Genomic DNA, 19,787 nt, shown 5'->3' with positions numbered 1-19,787 from the left:
ATCGTGTAGAATATAAAAATATTACAAAAGTTACTAACGGGCTGCCGACTGTTTGGCAGCATTCGCATGACGGTGAACAGACACGAAACCGGAAGCTGGCGCGGGAACGCCGTATCGGTTTAAAGTTTGCCGCTCAATCTTTGAATACTGACATTTATCTGTTTTCAGACGACCTCCCGAACAAAGGTCGTCTGAAAACAACAAGGGGACATAATTGATGACGGAAAACGACCGCCTTGACTGGCTGCAACTGGCGTTTACGCCTTATGTCGGCGCGGAGGGCTTCTTGCTCCTGCTGCAACGTTTCGGCAGCGCGAAAGCCGCGCTGGACGCTCCTGCGGAGCAAATCGCCACGATAGTGCGCCACAAGCAGGCAGCCGAATCTTGGCGAAACGGCGAAAAACGGGCGTTGGCGCAAAAGGCTGCGGAAGCCGCGTTGCAATGGGAAACGCAGGACGGCTGCCGTTTGTTGCTGCTGCAAGATGAGGATTTTCCTGAAATGCTGACGCAGGGCATCACCGCGCCGCCGGTTTTGTTTTTGCGCGGCAACGTGCAACTGCTGCACAAACCTTCCGCCGCCATTGTCGGCAGCCGCCATGCCACGCCGCAGGCGATGCGGATTGCCAAAGATTTCGGCAAGGCGTTGAGCGAAAAGGATATTCCCGTCGTGTCGGGTATGGCTTCGGGTATCGACACCGCCGCCCATCAAGGTGCATTGCAGGCAGATGGCGGCACCATCGCCGTATGGGGGACGGGCATAGACCGCATTTACCCGCCGTCCAATAAAAACCTTGCCTATGAAATCGCCGAAAAAGGACTGATTGTCAGCGAGTTCCCTTTGGATACGCGCCCGTTTGCGGGCAACTTCCCGCGCCGCAACCGCCTGATTGCCGCGTTGTCGCAGGTTACGCTGGTGGTCGAGGCCGCTTTGGAATCCGGTTCGTTGATTACCGCCAAGCTGGCGGCGGAGATGGGGCGGGAGGTGATGGCGGTGCCCGGTTCGATAGACAATCCGCACAGTAAAGGCTGCCACAAGCTGATTAAAGACGGCGCGAAATTGGTGGAATGTTTGGACGACATCCTTCACGAATGTCCGGGGCTATTGCAAAATGCGGCAGTTCCATCATATTCTATAAATAAGAAAAACAAAAAAACGGAAAAACGCACTGCCGTCAGAGAGACGTCGTCTGAACCTGTTTTGCCGTTTTCAGACGACCTTGATGTCCGAAAACAGCCGGCGCAAGCCCATACGGTTGCCGCGCCGACAGCGGAAGACGAACTGCTGAACGCCATGGGTTACGACCCCGTGCATCCCGATATGTTGGCGCAGCAAACTGCATGGGCGGCGGCAGACGTTTACGCCCGACTGCTGGAATACGAACTCGACGGCATCGTCGCCGCCTTGCCGGGCGGACGCTATCAGCGCATAAAAGCATAATTGATTCATTCATTAAGGAACCAGCATGACAGAAGTCATCGCCTATCTCATCGAACACTTCCAAGATTTCGACAACTGCCCGCCGCCGGAGGATTTGGGGCGCCTGTTGGAAGATGCGGGTTTTGACGTCACGGAAATCGGCAATACGCTGATGATGATGGAAGTGTTGTTCAACACGTCCGAATTCTCCGCCGCGCCGTTCGACAGCCATGCCCTGCGCGTGTATTGCAACGAAGAAATCGAAAACCTGCCGCAGGAAGTCATCGGGCTGATGCAGTATCTGGTTGCCGAACGCGCCATCACTTACGAGCAGCGCGAAATCGTCATCCACGCCCTGATGCACATCCCGCCCGAAGAAATCACGCTCGATACGGCGAAAGTGCTGGTGTTGCTCTTATTGTGGGCGCACAAAAGCGAATTACCCGTCTTAATCGGCGACGACCTGATGGGCGCGCTCAACGGCAAAGCGACCATGCATTAAACCTTTTCAGACGACCTTTTGACGCAGCTTGTTCAGAAAGGTCGTCTGAAACGCATCATCCAATACATTAAAAGAGAACAAACAATGGCGAAAAACCTCTTAATCGTCGAATCACCGTCCAAAGCCAAAACCCTGAAAAAATACCTTGGCGGCGATTTCGAAATCCTGGCCTCCTACGGCCACGTCCGCGACCTCGTCCCCAAAAACGGAGCCGTCGATCCCGAACACGACTTCGCCATGAAATACGAGCTGATCAAACGCAACGCCAAACACGTCGATGCGATTGTCGCCGGAGCCAAAGAAGCCGAAAACATCTACCTCGCAACCGACCCGGATAGGGAAGGCGAAGCCATCTCATGGCATCTTTATGAAATCCTCAAATCCAAACGCGGTCTGAAAAACATCAAGCCGCAGCGTGTCGTGTTCCACGAAATCACCAAAAACGCTGTGCTCGACGCCGTCGCCAACCCGCGCGAAATCGAAATGGACTTGGTCGATGCGCAACAAGCCCGCCGCGCGCTGGACTATCTGGTCGGTTTCAACCTCTCGCCATTGTTGTGGAAAAAAATCCGCCGCGGTTTGAGTGCGGGTCGTGTGCAAAGTCCCGCCTTGCGTCTGATTTGCGAACGCGAAAACGAAATCCGCGCGTTTGAAGCGCAGGAATATTGGACGGTGCATCTCGACAGCCACAAAGGCCGCAGCAAGTTTACCGCCAAACTCGTCCAATACAACGGCGCGAAACTCGAACAATTCGACCTGCCGAACGAAGCCGCGCAAGCCGATGTGTTGAAAGAACTCGAAGGCAAAGAGGCCGTCGTTACCGCCATCGAAAAGAAAAAGCGCAGCCGCAATCCCGCCGCGCCGTTTACGACATCAACCATGCAGCAGGATGCCGTGCGCAAACTCGGCTTCACTACCGACCGCACCATGCGTACCGCCCAACAGCTGTATGAAGGTATTGACGTAGGGCAGGGCGCCATCGGTCTGATTACCTATATGCGTACCGACAGCGTGAACTTGGCTGACGAAGCGTTAACCGAAATCCGCCATTACATCGAAAACAAAATCGGCAAAGAATATCTGCCGAGTGCCGCCAAGCAATACAAAACCAAATCCAAAAACGCCCAAGAAGCGCACGAAGCCATCCGTCCGACTTCCGTGTACCGCACGCCCGAAAGCGTCAAACCCTTCCTGAGCGCAGACCAGTTCAAACTCTATCAAATGATTTGGCAGCGCACCGTCGCCTGTCAGATGACGCCCGCCAAATTCGACCAAACCACCGTCGATATTACCGTCGGTAAAGGCGTATTCCGCGTAACCGGACAAGTGCAAACCTTCGCAGGCTTCCTCAGCGTTTACGAAGAAAGCAGCGACGATGAAGAAGGCGAAGACAGCAAAAAACTGCCTGAAATGAGCGAAGGCGACAAACTGCCCGTGGACAAACTCTACGGCGAGCAACACTTCACCACCCCGCCGCCGCGCTACAACGAAGCCACACTGGTTAAAGCCCTCGAAGAATACGGCATCGGCCGTCCTTCGACCTACGCCAGCATTATTTCCACGCTCAAAGACCGCGAATACGTTACCCTTGAGCAAAAACGCTTCATGCCCACCGACACAGGCGACATCGTCAACAAATTCCTGACCGAACACTTCGCCCAATACGTCGATTACCACTTCACCGCCAAACTCGAAGACCAGCTCGACGAAATCGCCGACGGCAAACGCCGCTGGATTCCTGTGATGGACAAATTCTGGAAACCGTTCATCAAACAAGTGGAGGAAAAAGAAGGCATCGAACGCGCCAAATTCACCACGCAGGAACTCGACGAAACCTGTCCTAAATGCGGTGAACACAAACTGCAAATCAAGTTCGGCAAAATGGGCCGCTTCGTTGCCTGCGCCGGCTATCCCGAGTGCAGCTACACCCGCAACGTCAACGAAACCGCCGAAGAAGCCGCCGAGCGCATCGCCAAAGCCGAAGCAGAACAAGCCGAACTCGACGGACGCGAATGTCCCAAATGCGGCGGACGGCTGTTGTACAAATACAGCCGCACCGGCAGCAAATTCATTGGCTGCGTGAACTACCCCAAATGCAAACACGTCGAGCCGTTGGAAAAACCTAAAGACACCGGCGTCCAATGCCCGCAATGCAAAAAAGGCAACCTCGTCGAGCGCAAATCCCGCTACGGCAAACTGTTTTACAGTTGCAGCACCTATCCCGACTGCAACTACGCCACCTGGAACCCGCCCGTCGCCGAAGAATGCCCGAACTGCCATTGGCCGGTTTTAACCATCAAAACCACCAAACGCTGGGGTGTGGAAAAAGTCTGCCCGCAAAAAGAATGCGGCTGGAAAGAACAGATTGAACCGCCTGCACCGAAAGAGTGAGATTAGGTTGGTTTGAAAGAGAAAAGGTCGTCTGAAAAATTTTCAGACGACCTTTTCAGTCTTATTAAGAAAGGACTCAACGTCTCGCGAAAACCAATGTGGCAAGAAAGAACAAACTGACTATCAAAGCGACAGTTTTGCCAATCAAGGGCAGACAAAAGACGAACCAAAGCAGACCGCGTTCCAAGTTCGGTATCAATCCCAAGTGGCGGTAATATTCGTCAAAGAAATGGGCATGGGCGGTGAATGCAATCACACCGCTGATATAAACACCCAAAATAATTTTCCAAAGTGGCATTGTCAGCCATCCATATTTTCATTACGTATTATGACCAATAGACTGAAAAAGCGGTGGGAAAGTTCTAATGGCGGACGTAAGCGACCTTTTTATTTGAGAAAATATTTTATGATTTATAAAATTTTGTAAGTTTAGCATCATAAAAAATAAAATTTCACGATGCGCCGATTTGTTTTCATGCGACCTTAAATGAAAAAACGCTGCGGTATAATGGCTGCTTTGTCATTCTTTAGAGGTCGTCTGAAACTGTCGGACGATTTGTTTTAATCATGAGCAAACACAGCAAACATTCAAATCAAGTCCGCATCATCGGCGGGCAATGCAGGGGGCGGAAACTGGTTTTTGCAGATGCAGACGGTCTGCGCCCGACGCCTGATAGTGTCCGCGAAAAACTTTTCAATTGGCTCGGTCAGGATTTGACCGGTATGAATGTGTTGGACCTGTTTGCAGGTAGCGGCGCGTTGGGATTTGAAGCCGCGTCCCGTAACGCGAAAAGGGCAGTGTTGGCAGATAATAACCGTAAAACTGCCGATATGCTGCGGCAAAACGCCAGAGTATTGGGTTTGGATAAACTGGAAATCCTCAATACCGATGGTCTTGCGTATTTGCAGAGGTCGCCTGAAAAGTTTGATGTGGTCTTTTTGGATCCGCCGTTTGCGTGGCAGGGCTGGGAAAATTTGTTTGCTTCTTTGAAAAATAGCTTGAAAAACGGGGCAATGGTCTATATTGAAGCAGGGGAGCTGCCCGATTTTCCCGAGTGGTTGGAGCCTTATCGCGAAGGGCGGGCGGGTAAGAGTAGTTTTGTGCTCTTGCAGTTTGTCCAAGTGGCTGAATAGTAAGAGATTTGAGAATCATTACCAGGGTGTAAACATTCGCCTAAACAGATTGTTTTTGACGCGTTTGTGCTATAATCCGCGCCCAATCGGTTTTGATAATTTAAATGAAAAAGGAAAAGAAATGTCGCTCTTTATTACAGATGAGTGCATTAACTGTGACGTTTGCGAGCCGGAGTGCCCCAATGACGCTATCTCGCAAGGTGAAGAAATCTACGAAATCAACCCTAATTTGTGTACGCAGTGCGTAGGTCACTATGATGAGCCGCAATGCCAGCAGGTATGTCCTGTAGACTGTATCCTGATTGATGAAGAGCATCCGGAAACGCACGAAGAGCTGATGGCAAAATACGAAAAAATCATTCAGTTCAAATAAATTCTTTTTTAAAGCAATAAATTGAGTGATTTTTAAAAAACAAAATTAAAAAAGAGCTTGACGAAAATCTGAGTCGCGAATAAACTTGCGTTCTCTTTTGGTGGGATTCCCGAGCGGTCAAAGGGGGCAGACTGTAAATCTGTTGCGAGAGCTTCGAAGGTTCGAATCCTTCTCCCACCACCAAATCCCAATGTGTTGGAGCATTGATGCAGTAAGTCTGCGGGTGTAGCTCAATGGTAGAGCAGAAGCCTTCCAAGCTTACGGTGAGGGTTCGATTCCCTTCACCCGCTCCAATAGTCTATTGGCCCATGTAGCTCAGGGGTAGAGCACTCCCTTGGTAAGGGAGAGGCCGGCAGTTCAAATCTGCCCATGGGCACCAAATACCATTTTCTCAGTATTTTAAAGATAGGAAATTTGCCATGGCAAAGGAAAAATTTGAACGTAGCAAACCGCACGTAAACGTTGGCACCATCGGTCACGTTGACCATGGTAAAACCACTCTGACTGCTGCTTTGACTACTATTTTAGCTAAAAAATTCGGCGGTGCTGCAAAAGCTTACGACCAAATCGACAACGCTCCCGAAGAAAAAGCCCGCGGTATTACCATTAATACCTCACACGTAGAATACGAAACCGAAACCCGCCACTACGCACACGTAGACTGCCCGGGTCACGCCGACTACGTTAAAAACATGATTACCGGTGCCGCACAAATGGACGGCGCAATCTTGGTATGTTCCGCTGCCGACGGTCCTATGCCGCAAACCCGCGAACACATCCTGTTGGCCCGCCAAGTAGGCGTACCTTACATCATCGTGTTCATGAACAAATGCGACATGGTTGACGATGCCGAGCTGTTGGAACTGGTTGAAATGGAAATCCGTGACTTGCTGTCAAGCTACGACTTCCCAGGCGACGACTGCCCGATCGTACAAGGTTCTGCACTGAAAGCCTTGGAAGGCGACGCCGCTTACGAAGAAAAAATCTTCGAACTGGCTGCCGCATTGGACAGCTACATCCCGACTCCAGAGCGTGCCGTGGACAAACCTTTCCTGTTGCCTATCGAAGACGTATTCTCCATCTCCGGTCGCGGTACAGTAGTAACCGGCCGTGTAGAGCGCGGTGTCATCCACGTTGGTGACGAGATCGAAATCGTAGGTCTGAAAGAAACCCAAAAAACCACTTGTACCGGTGTTGAGATGTTCCGCAAACTGCTGGACGAAGGTCAAGCCGGTGACAACGTAGGCGTATTGCTGCGCGGTACCAAACGCGAAGAAGTGGAACGCGGTCAAGTATTGGCTAAACCGGGTACCATCACTCCGCACACCAAATTCAAAGCGGAAGTGTACGTATTGAGCAAAGAAGAGGGTGGCCGTCATACTCCGTTCTTCGCTAACTACCGTCCACAATTCTACTTCCGTACTACCGACGTAACCGGCGCGGTTACTTTGGAAGAAGGTGTAGAAATGGTTATGCCTGGTGAGAACGTAGCCATCACTGTAGAACTGATTGCACCTATCGCTATGGAAGAAGGTCTGCGCTTTGCGATTCGCGAAGGTGGTCGTACCGTAGGTGCAGGTGTGGTTTCTTCTATCATCGCTTAAGTTTAGAGGCCAATAGCTCAATTGGTAGAGTATCGGTCTCCAAAACCGAGGGTTGGGGGTTCGAGACCCTCTTGGCCTGCCAAATAAAAAATTAACCGGCCCTGTGCCGGTTAATTTTTTTGCATTTCTTTTTTAGTAATTAATTTAAACCATTGCATGAGTGAGATAGTGCGACTTTGATGCTGTGGTGAGTGAGTAAAGATGACTGAACATACATCTGAACATAAAGCAGAAAAGTCGGGTCAGCTTGTAACATCCGGCAATCATTCTACGCCACCTAAGCGAGAAGGGCTGCTTTCCTATTTTAAAAACTCATGGTCTGAGTTTAAAAAAGTTGTTTGGCCTGCGCGAGATGATGCAGTTAAGATGACGATCTTCGTTGTTATATTTGTTTCAATCTTGGCAGTATTTATTTATGCAGCGGACAGTGCTATTTCATGGCTGTTTTTTGATGTGTTGTTGAAGAGGGGGTAAAAATGTCAAAACGTTGGTATGTTGTGCAGGCTTATTCCGGCTTTGAGAAAAATGTCCAAAAGACATTAAAAGAGCGCATTGCTCGCGAAGGTATGGAAGGTTATTTCGGTCAGATCCTTGTTCCTGTTGAAGAAGTGGTCGATATCAAAAATGGTCGAAAAACCATTAGTGAGCGTAAGTTTTATCCAGGCTATGTCTTGGTCGAAATGGAAATGACTGATGACTCATGGCATTTGGTGAAAAGCACCCCCCGTGTTTCAGGCTTTATTGGTGGTACGGCAAATAAGCCTACTCCGATTTCTCAAAGAGAAGCTGATGCAATCTTGCAACAGGTTCGTTCTGGAGTTGAGAAGCCTAAACCTAAGGTTGAATTTGAAGTTGGACAACAAGTTCGTGTAAACGAAGGACCTTTTGCTGACTTCAATGGTATTGTAGATGAAGTGAATTATGAGCGTAATAAATTGAGGGTTTCTGTTCAGATTTTTGGTCGTGAAACCCCAGTTGAGCTAGAGTTTGGTCAAGTGGAAAAGATTTAAGTTTTTAAATCTCTTGAAAAAAAATCTCTAAGCAAATATAATGCTAAATTCTTTTTGGGAAGCGGAAATGGTTCCGCGCTATACCCGTTTTTAGGAGTCCTATAAGTGGCAAAGAAAATTATCGGCTACATCAAACTGCAAATTCCTGCAGGTAAAGCCAATCCATCTCCCCCAGTTGGTCCTGCTTTGGGTCAACGTGGTCTGAATATTATGGAATTCTGTAAAGCATTTAATGCTGCAACTCAAGGCATGGAGCCTGGTTTGCCGATTCCAGTTGTCATTACTGCATTTGCGGATAAATCATTCACTTTTGTGATGAAAACTCCTCCGGCTTCTATTCTGTTGAAAAAAGCTGCTGGTCTGCAAAAAGGTAGTTCTAATCCTCTGACAAATAAAGTGGGTAAATTGACCCGTGCTCAGTTGGAAGAAATTGCTAAAACTAAAGAACCTGATTTGACTGCAGCTGATTTGGATGCTGCTGTTCGCACTATTGCTGGTTCTGCTCGCTCAATGGGCTTGGATGTGGAGGGTGTTGTATAATGGCTAAAGTATCTAAACGCTTGAAAGCTTTGCGCTCTTCTGTTGAAGCCAATAAATTATATGCAATTGATGAAGCAATTGCTTTGGTCAAAAAAGCAGCGACTGCTAAATTTGACGAGTCTGTTGACGTATCTTTCAACTTAGGTGTTGATCCGCGTAAATCTGACCAAGTTATCCGTGGTTCAGTCGTTCTGCCTAAAGGTACTGGTAAAACAACCCGCGTAGCAGTATTTACTCAAGGTGCAAATGCTGATGCAGCTAAAGAAGCTGGTGCTGATGTTGTCGGCTTTGAGGATTTGGCTGCTGAAATCAAAGCAGGTAATCTGAACTTTGATGTCGTTATTGCTTCTCCTGATGCAATGCGCATCGTTGGTCAATTGGGTACTATCTTGGGTCCGCGTGGTTTGATGCCAAATCCTAAAGTGGGCACTGTTACTCCTAATGTGGCTGAGGCAGTTAAAAATGCAAAAGCAGGTCAAGTGCAATACCGTACAGACAAAGCTGGTATCGTTCATGCAACTATCGGTCGTGCTTCATTCGCTGAGGCTGATTTGAAAGAGAACTTTGATGCATTGCTGGACGCTATCGTTAAAGCTAAACCCGCTGCTGCTAAAGGTCAGTACCTGAAAAAAGTTGCTGTGTCCAGCACTATGGGTTTAGGTGTTCGCGTTGATACATCAAGTGTGAATAACTAATCTAAGAAATTTTCAAGCAACTCTATTTTGAGTTGCTTGAATTTGGGCTACTTAGAATTAAGTAGATGTCCAAGACCGTAGGGATCGCAAGATTTAATCGTAACTACCCTACGCAGACGGTAGTCCTGAAACACATTGCAAGATTGCTTGTAAGATGTCTTTTTAGGTTACCGCGCTGGTGGGATATCATTCAGATATCCTGTTTATAAACAGTGGGAGGTAGACCTTGAGTCTCAATATTGAAACCAAGAAAGTAGCCGTAGAGGAAATCAGCGCAGCAATTGCTAACGCTCAGACTCTCGTGGTTGCTGAATATCGCGGTATCAGTGTTTCCAGCATGACTGAGCTTCGCGCTAATGCGCGTAAAGAAGGCGTTTACTTGCGCGTTCTGAAAAATACATTGGCTCGTCGTGCAGTAGAGGGTACTTCATTCGCAGCTTTGGCTGATCAAATGGTTGGTCCATTGGTTTATGCTGCTTCTGAAGATGCTGTTGCTGCTGCTAAAGTGCTGCACCAATTCGCGAAAAAAGATGACAAAATTGTAGTTAAAGCCGGTTCTTACAATGGTGAAGTAATGAATGCTGCTCAGGTTGCTGAGTTGGCTTCTATTCCGAGCCGCGAAGAGCTGTTGTCCAAACTGTTGTTCGTTATGCAAGCTCCTGTATCAGGCTTTGCGCGCGGTTTGGCTGCTTTGGCAGAGAAAAAAGCAGGCGAAGAAGCCGCTTAATCAATTTTGTTTCTGTTAATCAATTATTTTTTAATACAATATTTGGAGTATAAATAGCATGGCTATTACTAAAGAAGACATTTTGGAAGCAGTTGGTTCTTTGACCGTAATGGAATTGAACGACTTGGTTAAAGCTTTTGAAGAAAAATTCGGTGTTTCTGCTGCTGCAGTTGCAGTTGCAGGTCCTGCAGGTGCTGGTGCAGCTGCTGCTGAAGAAAAAACTGAATTTGACGTAGTACTGGCTTCTGCCGGTGACCAAAAAGTTGGCGTGATTAAAGTAGTTCGCGCAATTACTGGTCTGGGTCTGAAAGAAGCTAAAGACATCGTTGATGGCGCACCTAAAACTCTTAAAGAAGGTGTTTCTAAAGCTGAAGCTGAAGACATCCAAAAACAATTGGAAGAAGCCGGCGCTAAAGTCGAAATCAAATAATTTGATGCTTCCTGTGAAGGCTGGCAGTTTTCTGCCAGCCTTATTTTGCTTGTTGTTATTAGGTTAATTTGATATTTACATTTATTTGCAATTTATTCGTAAGTTAAGTTTAAATAAATGTAAATATCACAAACAATAGGCGTTATTTCAGACGACCTCTTTCTTTAAAAATTGCTTTTCGGAGTGTATATGAACTATTCGTTTACCGAGAAAAAACGTATCCGTAAGAGTTTTGCAAAACGAGAGAACGTATTGGACGTTCCCTTTTTGTTGGCAACACAAATTGATTCTTATGCGAAATTTCTGCAATTAGAAAATGCTTTTGATCAGCGTACTGACGATGGTCTGCAGGCTGCATTTAATTCTATTTTCCCTATCGTAAGCCACAACGGTTATGCGCGTTTGGAGTTTGTGCATTACACGTTGGGTGAGCCTTTGTTTGATATTCCTGAATGTCAATTGCGCGGAATCACTTATGCCGCTCCCTTGCGTGCGCGTATCCGATTGGTTATTTTAGACAAGGAAGCGTCTAAACCGACAGTCAAAGAAGTTCGTGAAAATGAAGTGTACATGGGCGAAATCCCATTGATGACTCCAAGTGGTTCGTTTGTCATTAACGGTACCGAACGTGTAATTGTTTCTCAGTTGCACCGTTCTCCTGGTGTGTTCTTTGAGCATGACCGCGGCAAGACCCATTCCTCCGGTAAATTGTTGTTCTCTGCTCGAATCATTCCTTACCGTGGTTCGTGGTTGGATTTCGAATTTGACCCGAAAGATTTGCTGTATTTCCGTATCGACCGTCGCCGTAAAATGCCGGTTACGATTTTGTTGAAGGCTTTGGGCTACAACAATGAACAGATCTTGGATATTTTTTACGATAAAGAAACGTTCTATCTGTCTGAAAATGGTGTTCAAACCGATTTGGTTGTAGGTCGTCTGAAAGGTGAAACTGCCAAAGTTGATATCTTAGATAAAGAAGGCAACGTATTGGTTGCTAAAGGTAAACGCATTACCGCAAAAAATATCCGTGATATCAGCAATGCGGGATTGACTCGTTTGGATGTGGAGCCGGAAAGTTTGATTGGCAAAGCTTTGGCCGCGGATTTGATTGATCCTGAAACGGGTGAAGTATTGGCTGTGGCCAACGATGAAATCACTGAAGAGTTGTTGGCAAAATTTGATATCCATGGTGTAAAACAGCTTACTACGCTTTACATTAATGAATTGGATCAGGGTGGCTATATTTCCAATACTCTGCGTACTGATGAGACTGCTGATCAGCAAGCAGCACGTGTTGCGATTTACCGCATGATGCGCCCGGGCGAGCCGCCTACCGAAGAGGCAGTCGAGCAATTGTTTAACCGCTTGTTCTTCAGTGAGGACAGCTACGATTTGTCTCGCGTAGGCCGTATGAAATTCAATACGCGTACTTATGAGCAAAAATTGTCTGAAGCACAACAACATTCTTGGTATGACCGTTTGTTGAACGAAACCTTCGCAGGTGCTGCCGAAAAAGGCGGTTATGTTCTGAGCGTCGAAGATATTGTTGCTTCTATTGCTACTTTGGTTGAATTACGTAACGGTCATGGCGAAGTAGACGATATTGACCACTTGGGCAACCGTCGTGTGCGTTCGGTAGGTGAGTTGACTGAAAACCAATTCCGCAGTGGTTTGGCTCGTGTGGAACGTGCCGTAAAAGAACGCTTGAATCAGGCAGAATCAGAAAACTTAATGCCGCATGATTTAATTAATGCGAAACCTGTTTCTGCTGCCATCAAAGAATTCTTCGGCTCAAGCCAATTGAGTCAGTTTATGGATCAGACCAACCCCTTGTCTGAAGTAACCCATAAACGTCGCGTATCTGCGTTGGGCCCGGGTGGTTTGACCCGTGAACGTGCCGGTTTCGAGGTGCGAGACGTGCATCCGACCCACTATGGCCGCGTATGTCCGATTGAAACGCCTGAAGGTCCGAACATCGGCTTGATTAACTCATTGTCCGTTTATGCGCGTACCAATGATTATGGTTTCTTGGAAACTCCTTACCGCCGCGTTATCGACGGCAAAGTAACCGAGGAAATCGATTACTTGTCTGCTATCGAAGAAGGCCGCTATGTGATTGCACAGGCGAATGCTGATTTGGACAAAGACGGTAATTTGATTGGTGACTTGGTAACTTGTCGTGAAAAAGGTGAAACCATTATGGCAACGCCTGACCGTGTCCAATATATGGACGTGGCAACTGGTCAAGTGGTATCTGTAGCGGCATCTCTGATTCCGTTCTTGGAGCACGATGATGCGAACCGTGCATTGATGGGTGCCAACATGCAACGTCAGGCCGTACCGTGCCTGCGTCCTGAAAAACCGATGGTTGGTACCGGTATTGAGCGTTCCGTTGCCGTTGACTCTGCTACTGCAATCGTTGCCCGCCGCGGCGGTGTGGTTGAGTATGTCGATGCCAACCGTGTTGTGATTCGTGTTCATGACGATGAAGCGACTGCCGGTGAAGTGGGTGTCGATATTTACAACTTGGTTAAATTCACCCGTTCCAACCAGTCTACCAATATCAATCAGCGTCCAGCCGTCAAAGCAGGCGACGTTTTGCAACGCGGCGATTTGATTGCTGACGGTGCATCCACCGATTTGGGCGAATTGGCTTTGGGTCAAAACATGACCATCGCCTTCATGCCGTGGAACGGTTATAACTATGAAGACTCGATTCTGATTTCCGAAAAAGTGGCTGCGGACGACCGCTATACTTCGATTCACATTGAGGAATTGAATGTTGTTGCCCGCGATACCAAGCTGGGTGCGGAAGATATTACCCGCGATATTCCGAACTTGTCCGAGCGTATGCAAAACCGTTTGGACGAATCAGGTATCGTTTATATCGGTGCAGAAGTGGAAGCAGGCGATGTGTTGGTAGGTAAAGTAACGCCTAAAGGCGAAACCCAACTGACTCCGGAAGAAAAACTGTTGCGCGCCATCTTCGGTGAAAAAGCATCCGACGTAAAAGACACCTCTTTGCGTATGCCTACCGGCATGAGCGGTACGGTTATCGACGTTCAAGTCTTTACCCGCGAAGGTATCCAACGTGACAAACGTGCTCAATCTATTATCGATTCCGAGCTGAAACGTTACCGTCAAGACTTGGGCGACCAGTTGCGTATTTTTGATAACGACGCATTTGACCGTATTGAGCGTATGATCGTCGGCCAAAAAGCCAACGGAGGTCCTATGAAGCTGGCTAAAGGCAGCGAAATCTCGACGGAATATCTGGCGGGGCTGCCTAGCAAACACGATTGGTTCGATATCCGTTTGGCTGATGAAGATTTGGCCAAACAATTAGAACTGATTAAATTGAGTCTGCAACAAAAACGCGAAGAAGCGGACGAGTTGTACGAAATCAAGAAGAAAAAACTGACCCAAGGCGACGAATTGCAGCCTGGCGTACAAAAAATGGTGAAAGTCTTTATCGCCATCAAACGCCGTTTGCAAGCCGGTGACAAAATGGCGGGCCGCCACGGTAACAAAGGTGTGGTATCGCGCATTCTGCCTGTAGAAGACATGCCTTACATGGCGGACGGTCGTCCTGTGGACATCGTACTGAACCCGTTGGGCGTACCTTCCCGTATGAACATCGGTCAGATTTTGGAAGTTCACTTAGGTTGGGCAGCAAAAGGTATCGGCGAGCGTATCGACCGTATGCTGAAAGAACAACGCAAAGCCAGCGAGCTGCGCGAGTTCTTGAACAAACTCTACAACGGCAGCGGTAAGAAAGAAGATTTGGATGCCCTGACTGATGAAGAAATCATCGAACTGGCTTCCAACCTGCGTAAAGGCGCATCTTTCGCATCGCCGGTATTTGATGGTGCGAAAGAATCCGAAATCCGCGAAATGCTGAACTTGGCTTATCCGAGTGATGATCCTGAAGTCGAAAAACTGGGCTTTAACGACAGCAAAACCCAAATCACGCTGTATGACGGACGCTCAGGCGAACCGTTTGACCGCAAGGTAACAGTAGGTGTGATGCACTATCTGAAACTGCACCACTTGGTTGACGAAAAAATGCACGCGCGCTCTACCGGTCCGTACAGTCTGGTTACTCAACAGCCTCTGGGCGGTAAAGCTCAGTTCGGTGGCCAACGTTTCGGTGAGATGGAGGTTTGGGCGCTGGAAGCATACGGCGCAGCCTACACACTGCAAGAGATGTTGACCGTGAAGTCCGACGACGTAACAGGTCGTACCAAAATGTACGAGAACATCGTCAAAGGCGAACACAAAATCGATGCCGGTATGCCTGAGTCCTTCAACGTATTGGTTAAAGAGATTCGCTCACTGGGCTTGGATATCGATTTGGAACGTTACTAAACAGAAGTTTTCAGACGACCTCTCTAGGTCGTCTGAAAAAGCGGTTGCAGAATAAGAATGAATTAATCGAAATCTGAAAATATCAGTTCGTCTGAAACCGCAACGTACCGTTTCCAATATCGAAAATCCGCTACGCAGTAAAAATACTTCCTTCAAGGAGCAAAAATGAATTTGTTGAACTTATTTAATCCGTTGCAAACTGCCGGCATGGAAGAAGAGTTTGATGCCATCAAAATCGGCATTGCTTCTCCCGAAACCATCCGCTCATGGTCTTACGGCGAAGTTAAAAAGCCCGAAACCATCAACTATCGTACGTTCAAACCTGAGCGTGACGGTCTGTTCTGCGCCAAAATCTTTGGTCCGGTCAAAGACTACGAATGCTTGTGCGGAAAATATAAACGCTTGAAATTTAAAGGCGTAACCTGTGAAAAATGTGGCGTTGAAGTGACTTTGTCCAAAGTACGCCGCGAACGCATGGGTCATATCGAATTGGCCGCACCTGTGGCACACATTTGGTTCTTGAAATCCCTGCCTTCTCGTTTGGGTATGGTGTTGGACATGACTTTGCGCGACATCGAGCGCGTATTGTACTTTGAAGCATTTGTTGTGACCGACCCCGGCATGACTCCGCTGCAACGCCGTCAATTGCTGACTGAAGATGACTACTACAACAAACTGGACGAATACGGCGACGATTTCGATGCCAAAATGGGTGCGGAAGGTATCCGCGAATTGTTGCGCACCTTGGATGTAGCAGGCGAAATCGAAATTCTGCGCCAAGAGCTTGAGTCGACCGGTTCAGATACCAAAATCAAAAAAATCGCAAAACGTTTGAAAGTATTGGAAGCCTTCCATCGTTCCGGTATGAAACTGGAGTGGATGATTATGGACGTGTTGCCGGTATTGCCGCCTGATTTGCGTCCTCTGGTTCCGTTGGACGGTGGTCGTTTTGCCACTTCCGATTTGAACGATTTGTACCGTCGCGTCATCAACCGTAACAACCGTCTGAAACGCCTGCTGGAACTGCACGCTCCTGACATCATTGTTCGCAACGAAAAACGTATGTTGCAAGAAGCGGTTGACTCGCTGTTGGATAACGGCCGTCGCGGTAAAGCCATGACCGGTGCCAACAAACGTCCGCTGAAATCATTGGCCGACATGATTAAAGGTAAGGGCGGTCGTTTCCGTCAAAACCTGCTGGGTAAACGTGTGGACTACTCCGGTCGTTCCGTGATTACCGTAGGTCCATACCTGCGTCTGCACCAATGTGGTTTGCCGAAAAAAATGGCTTTGGAACTGTTCAAGCCGTTCATTTTCCATAAACTGGAAAAACAAGGTTTAGCTTCTACCGTTAAAGCAGCGAAAAAATTGGTAGAGCAAGAAGTACCTGAAGTATGGGACATCTTGGAAGAAGTCATTCGCGAACATCCTATTATGCTGAATCGTGCGCCGACCCTGCACCGTTTGGGTATTCAAGCGTTTGAACCCATCCTGATTGAAGGTAAAGCCATTCAGCTGCATCCGTTGGTATGTGCCGCGTTTAACGCCGACTTTGACGGTGACCAAATGGCGGTACACGTTCCATTGAGCTTGGAAGCGCAAATGGAAGCGCGCACCCTGATGCTGGCTTCAAACAACGTATTGTCTCCTGCCAACGGCGAACCGATTATCGTACCTTCCCAAGACATTGTATTGGGTCTGTACTACATGACCCGCGACCGCATCAATGCCAAAGGTGAGGGCAGTCTGTTTGCTGATGTGAAAGAAGTGCATCGTGCATACCATACCAAACAGGTTGAGCTGGGTACGAAAATCACCGTACGTCTGCGCGAATGGGTGAAAAACGAAGCTGGTGAATTTGAGCCTGTCGTTACCCGCTACGAAACGACTGTCGGTCGTGCATTGTTGAGCGAAATCCTGCCTAAAGGCCTGCCGTTCGAATACATCAACAAAGCGCTGAAGAAAAAAGAAATTTCTAAGCTGATTAACGCATCGTTCCGCCTATGCGGTTTGCGCGATACGGTTATCTTCGCCGACCACTTGATGTACACCGGTTTCGGATTCGCAGCCAAAGGCGGTATTTCCATTGCTGTTGACGACATGGAAATTCCGAAAGAAAAAGCGGCCTTGTTGGCTGAAGCTAATGCCGAGGTTAAAGAAATCGAAGACCAATACCGTCAAGGTTTGGTCACCAACGGCGAACGCTACAACAAAGTGGTGGATATTTGGGGTCGTGCCGGCGATAAAATTGCTAAAGCGATGATGGATAACTTGTCTAAACAGAAAGTTATCGACCGTGACGGCAACGAAGTCGATCAAGAGTCATTCAACTCCATCTATATGATGGCAGACTCTGGTGCCCGTGGTTCTGCGGCTCAGATTAAACAGTTGTCCGGTATGCGTGGTCTGATGGCTAAACCTGACGGCTCGATTATTGAAACGCCGATTACCTCAAACTTCCGCGAAGGTCTGACCGTATTGCAATACTTTATTGCGACCCACGGTGCGCGTAAGGGTTTGGCGGATACCGCATTGAAAACTGCGAACTCCGGTTACCTGACCCGTCGTCTGGTAGACGTAACTCAAGACTTGGTCGTTGTTGAAGACGATTGTGGCACTACAGACGGCTTTGTCATGAAGGCAGTTGTGCAAGGCGGTGATGTGATTGAAGCATTGCGCGATCGTATTTTGGGTCGTGTTACCGCGTCTGACGTTGTCGATCCGTCAAGTGGCGAAACCTTGGTTGAAGCCGGTACGTTGTTGACTGAAAAACTGGTGGATATGATTGACCAATCCGGTGTCGATGAAGTCAAGGTCCGTACCCCGATTACTTGTAAAACCCGCCATGGCTTGTGCGCGCACTGTTACGGTCGCGACTTGGCACGCGGTAAACTGGTTAATGCCGGTGAAGCAGTCGGCGTCATTGCGGCTCAGTCTATCGGTGAACCGGGTACCCAGTTGACCATGCGTACGTTCCACATCGGTGGTGCGGCATCCCGTGCGGCAGCAGCCAGTCAAGTTGAAGCCAAATCCAACGGTACGGCACGATTCAGCAGCCAAATGCGTTATGTTGCCAATAACAAAGGCGAATTGGTTGTCATCGGCCGCTCTTGCGAAGTCGTTATTCATGATGACATCGGTCGTGAGCGCGAACGCCACAAAGTGCCTTACGGTGCGATTTTGATGGTTCAAGACGGTGAAGCCATTAAAGCCGGTCAAACATTGGCAACCTGGGATCCGCATACCCGTCCGATGATTACCGAACATGCAGGTTGGGTGAAATTCGAGAATGTGGAAGAGGGTGTAACCGTTGCCAAACAAACTGACGATGTAACTGGTTTGTCCACTTTGGTAGTTATTGACGGCAAACGCCGCTCCGGAAGCGCATCCAAACTGCTGCGTCCGACTGTGAAACTCTTGGATGAAAACGGTTTGGAAATCTGCATCCCGGGTACTTCCACTCCGGTATCTATGGCGTTCCCAGTGGGCGCAGTGATTACCGTACGCGAAGGTCAGGAAATCGGTAAAGGTGACGTATTGGCGCGTATCCCGCAAGCCTCTTCCAAAACCCGCGACATTACCGGTGGTCTGCCGCGCGTTGCCGAGCTGTTTGAAGCACGCGTGCCGAAAGATGCAGGTATGCTGGCAGAAATTACTGGTACCGTTTCTTTTGGTAAGGAGACCAAAGGCAAGCAACGTCTGATTATCACTGACGTGGATGGTGTGGCATACGAGACTTTGATTTCCAAAGAGAAACAAATTTTGGTACACGACGGTCAAGTGGTAAACCGCGGCGAAACCATCGTTGACGGAGCTGTCGATCCGCATGATATCCTGCGTTTGCAAGGCATCGAAGCATTGGCACGCTACATTGTCCAAGAGGTGCAGGAGGTTTACCGTCTGCAAGGTGTGAAGATTTCTGATAAACATATCGAAGTCATCATCCGTCAAATGCTGCGCCGTGTGAATATTGTCGATTCAGGTGAAACCGAATTCATTACCGGTGAGCAAGTCGAACGCGGCGATGTGATGACAGCCAATGAAAAAGCGTTGGAGGAAGGTAAAGAGCCGGCACGTTACGAAAACGTATTGTTGGGCATTACCAAAGCCTCTCTGTCTACTGACAGCTTCATTTCTGCCGCATCGTTCCAAGAAACGACCCGCGTTCTGACCGAAGCCGCCATCATGGGCAAGCAAGACGAGTTGCGCGGTCTGAAAGAGAACGTAATCGTAGGTCGTCTGATTCCTGCCGGTACCGGTTTGACTTACCACCGCAGCCGCCGCCAGCAATGGCAAGAAGCGGAGCAAGAAACTTCCGAAATCGAAGCGACAGATGAATAATCCATGGGATATTTGTTTGAAAGAAAACCGCAAGCCAACACAGCTTGCGGTTTTCTTTTTCAGACGACCGGTGTGGCTTGTCAAGGTTGTCGTGAAAAGTACGGGAGGAAGGGCAGTCCTTAAGAGTTGCGAACCGACTTATTTTTGATAAAGGTCGTCTGAAATAGGGAGCGCAGAGTTTGAAAACTCTTTATCCATTTCAGACGACCTCAGTTGCTAAATAGTTCTTAGTAAATACAAAATACCAACTTTTAT

The 19,787-nt window shown here is 48.3% G+C and carries 14 protein-coding genes and 4 tRNA genes; all 18 read left to right on the top strand.

Features of this window, described 5'->3' with window-relative positions:
* Nucleotides 1–217: 217 nt before the first annotated feature.
* The 18 genes from dprA to rpoC all read left to right on the top strand — a co-directional run bounded on the left by dprA (nt 218) and on the right by rpoC (nt 19,532).
* Nucleotides 218–1,438, top strand: a complete 1,221-nt coding sequence (dprA, locus tag DBZ16_RS12415) for a DNA-processing protein DprA (protein WP_107814206.1) — start codon at nt 218–220, stop codon at nt 1,436–1,438.
* Between the two features lie 25 nt (nt 1,439–1,463).
* Nucleotides 1,464–1,919: a DUF494 family protein gene (locus DBZ16_RS12410; RefSeq protein ID WP_049228162.1), complete on the top strand. Its 456-nt coding sequence runs from the start codon at nt 1,464–1,466 to the stop codon at nt 1,917–1,919.
* Between the two features lie 84 nt (nt 1,920–2,003).
* Complete coding sequence (gene topA / locus DBZ16_RS12405) at nt 2,004–4,310, top strand: type I DNA topoisomerase (RefSeq protein WP_107814205.1); 2,307 nt, start codon at nt 2,004–2,006, stop codon at nt 4,308–4,310.
* A 567-nt stretch (nt 4,311–4,877) separates the two neighbouring features.
* Entirely contained in the window at nt 4,878–5,444 is a 567-nt protein-coding gene (gene rsmD / locus DBZ16_RS12390) for a 16S rRNA (guanine(966)-N(2))-methyltransferase RsmD (protein ID WP_107814203.1), read from the top strand.
* A gap of 121 nt (nt 5,445–5,565) precedes the next feature.
* Complete coding sequence (locus tag DBZ16_RS12385; protein ID WP_003679513.1) at nt 5,566–5,817, top strand: YfhL family 4Fe-4S dicluster ferredoxin; 252 nt, start codon at nt 5,566–5,568, stop codon at nt 5,815–5,817.
* 99 nt (nt 5,818–5,916) lie between these two features.
* Nucleotides 5,917–6,000: transfer RNA gene (locus tag DBZ16_RS12380), tRNA-Tyr, on the top strand.
* A gap of 36 nt (nt 6,001–6,036) precedes the next feature.
* A tRNA-Gly gene (locus DBZ16_RS12375) sits at nt 6,037–6,110 on the top strand.
* Nucleotides 6,111–6,121: 11 nt separating this feature from the next.
* A tRNA-Thr gene (locus DBZ16_RS12370) sits at nt 6,122–6,196 on the top strand.
* 40 nt (nt 6,197–6,236) lie between these two features.
* On the top strand, nt 6,237–7,421 hold the full coding sequence (tuf, locus tag DBZ16_RS12365; protein ID WP_003742643.1) for an elongation factor Tu: 1,185 nt from the start codon (nt 6,237–6,239) through the stop codon (nt 7,419–7,421).
* A 6-nt stretch (nt 7,422–7,427) separates the two neighbouring features.
* Nucleotides 7,428–7,503: transfer RNA gene (locus DBZ16_RS12360), tRNA-Trp, on the top strand.
* A gap of 119 nt (nt 7,504–7,622) precedes the next feature.
* Nucleotides 7,623–7,895 (top strand): preprotein translocase subunit SecE, encoded by a 273-nt coding sequence (gene secE / locus DBZ16_RS12355; RefSeq protein ID WP_070538904.1) that lies wholly within the window; start codon nt 7,623–7,625, stop codon nt 7,893–7,895.
* 2 nt (nt 7,896–7,897) lie between these two features.
* Nucleotides 7,898–8,431: a transcription termination/antitermination protein NusG gene (gene nusG / locus DBZ16_RS12350; protein WP_003760509.1), complete on the top strand. Its 534-nt coding sequence runs from the start codon at nt 7,898–7,900 to the stop codon at nt 8,429–8,431.
* Nucleotides 8,432–8,536: 105 nt separating this feature from the next.
* Nucleotides 8,537–8,971, top strand: coding sequence for a 50S ribosomal protein L11 (rplK, locus tag DBZ16_RS12345; RefSeq protein ID WP_002220151.1), 435 nt, complete (start codon nt 8,537–8,539; stop codon nt 8,969–8,971).
* A complete protein-coding gene (gene rplA / locus DBZ16_RS12340; protein WP_003742647.1) occupies nt 8,971–9,666 on the top strand; it encodes a 50S ribosomal protein L1 in 696 nt (231 codons plus the stop codon). Before rplK ends, rplA begins: the two co-directional genes overlap by 1 nt.
* Nucleotides 9,667–9,892: 226 nt before the next feature.
* The gene (gene rplJ, locus DBZ16_RS12330; protein ID WP_003760504.1) at nt 9,893–10,393 is read left to right on the top strand and encodes a 50S ribosomal protein L10; all 501 of its coding nucleotides are present in this window, start codon (nt 9,893–9,895) and stop codon (nt 10,391–10,393) included.
* Nucleotides 10,394–10,451: 58 nt separating this feature from the next.
* Entirely contained in the window at nt 10,452–10,823 is a 372-nt protein-coding gene (rplL, locus tag DBZ16_RS12325) for a 50S ribosomal protein L7/L12 (RefSeq protein ID WP_003677916.1), read from the top strand.
* Nucleotides 10,824–11,012: 189 nt separating this feature from the next.
* Nucleotides 11,013–15,191 carry a DNA-directed RNA polymerase subunit beta gene (gene rpoB, locus DBZ16_RS12320; RefSeq protein ID WP_107814201.1) on the top strand — a complete coding sequence of 1,393 codons (4,179 nt, stop codon included), beginning with the start codon at nt 11,013–11,015 and terminating at the stop codon, nt 15,189–15,191.
* Nucleotides 15,192–15,356: 165 nt separating this feature from the next.
* Complete coding sequence (gene rpoC / locus DBZ16_RS12310; protein ID WP_107814200.1) at nt 15,357–19,532, top strand: DNA-directed RNA polymerase subunit beta'; 4,176 nt, start codon at nt 15,357–15,359, stop codon at nt 19,530–19,532.
* Nucleotides 19,533–19,787: the final 255 nt, after the last annotated feature.

The organism is Neisseria sicca (assembly GCF_003044565.1).
Classification (GTDB): domain Bacteria; phylum Pseudomonadota; class Gammaproteobacteria; order Burkholderiales; family Neisseriaceae; genus Neisseria; species Neisseria sicca_A.
This window is presented reverse-complemented; position numbering and strand designations above follow the sequence as displayed.

Bases quoted from the DNA above. Each gene is read 5' to 3' on its own strand.
- rsmD (WP_107814203.1), top strand. From the start codon at position 4,878: ATGAGCAAACACAGCAAACATTCAAATCAAGTCCGCATCATCGGCGGG.
- tuf (WP_003742643.1), top strand. From the start codon at position 6,237: ATGGCAAAGGAAAAATTTGAACGTAGCAAACCGCACGTAAACGTTGGC.
- dprA (WP_107814206.1), top strand. From the start codon at position 218: ATGACGGAAAACGACCGCCTTGACTGGCTGCAACTGGCGTTTACGCCT.
- rplL (WP_003677916.1), top strand. From the start codon at position 10,452: ATGGCTATTACTAAAGAAGACATTTTGGAAGCAGTTGGTTCTTTGACC.
- DBZ16_RS12385 (WP_003679513.1), top strand. From the start codon at position 5,566: ATGTCGCTCTTTATTACAGATGAGTGCATTAACTGTGACGTTTGCGAG.
- DBZ16_RS12410 (WP_049228162.1), top strand. From the start codon at position 1,464: ATGACAGAAGTCATCGCCTATCTCATCGAACACTTCCAAGATTTCGAC.
- rplA (WP_003742647.1), top strand. From the start codon at position 8,971: ATGGCTAAAGTATCTAAACGCTTGAAAGCTTTGCGCTCTTCTGTTGAA.
- rpoB (WP_107814201.1), top strand. From the start codon at position 11,013: ATGAACTATTCGTTTACCGAGAAAAAACGTATCCGTAAGAGTTTTGCA.
- secE (WP_070538904.1), top strand. From the start codon at position 7,623: ATGACTGAACATACATCTGAACATAAAGCAGAAAAGTCGGGTCAGCTT.
- nusG (WP_003760509.1), top strand. From the start codon at position 7,898: ATGTCAAAACGTTGGTATGTTGTGCAGGCTTATTCCGGCTTTGAGAAA.
- topA (WP_107814205.1), top strand. From the start codon at position 2,004: ATGGCGAAAAACCTCTTAATCGTCGAATCACCGTCCAAAGCCAAAACC.
- rpoC (WP_107814200.1), top strand. From the start codon at position 15,357: ATGAATTTGTTGAACTTATTTAATCCGTTGCAAACTGCCGGCATGGAA.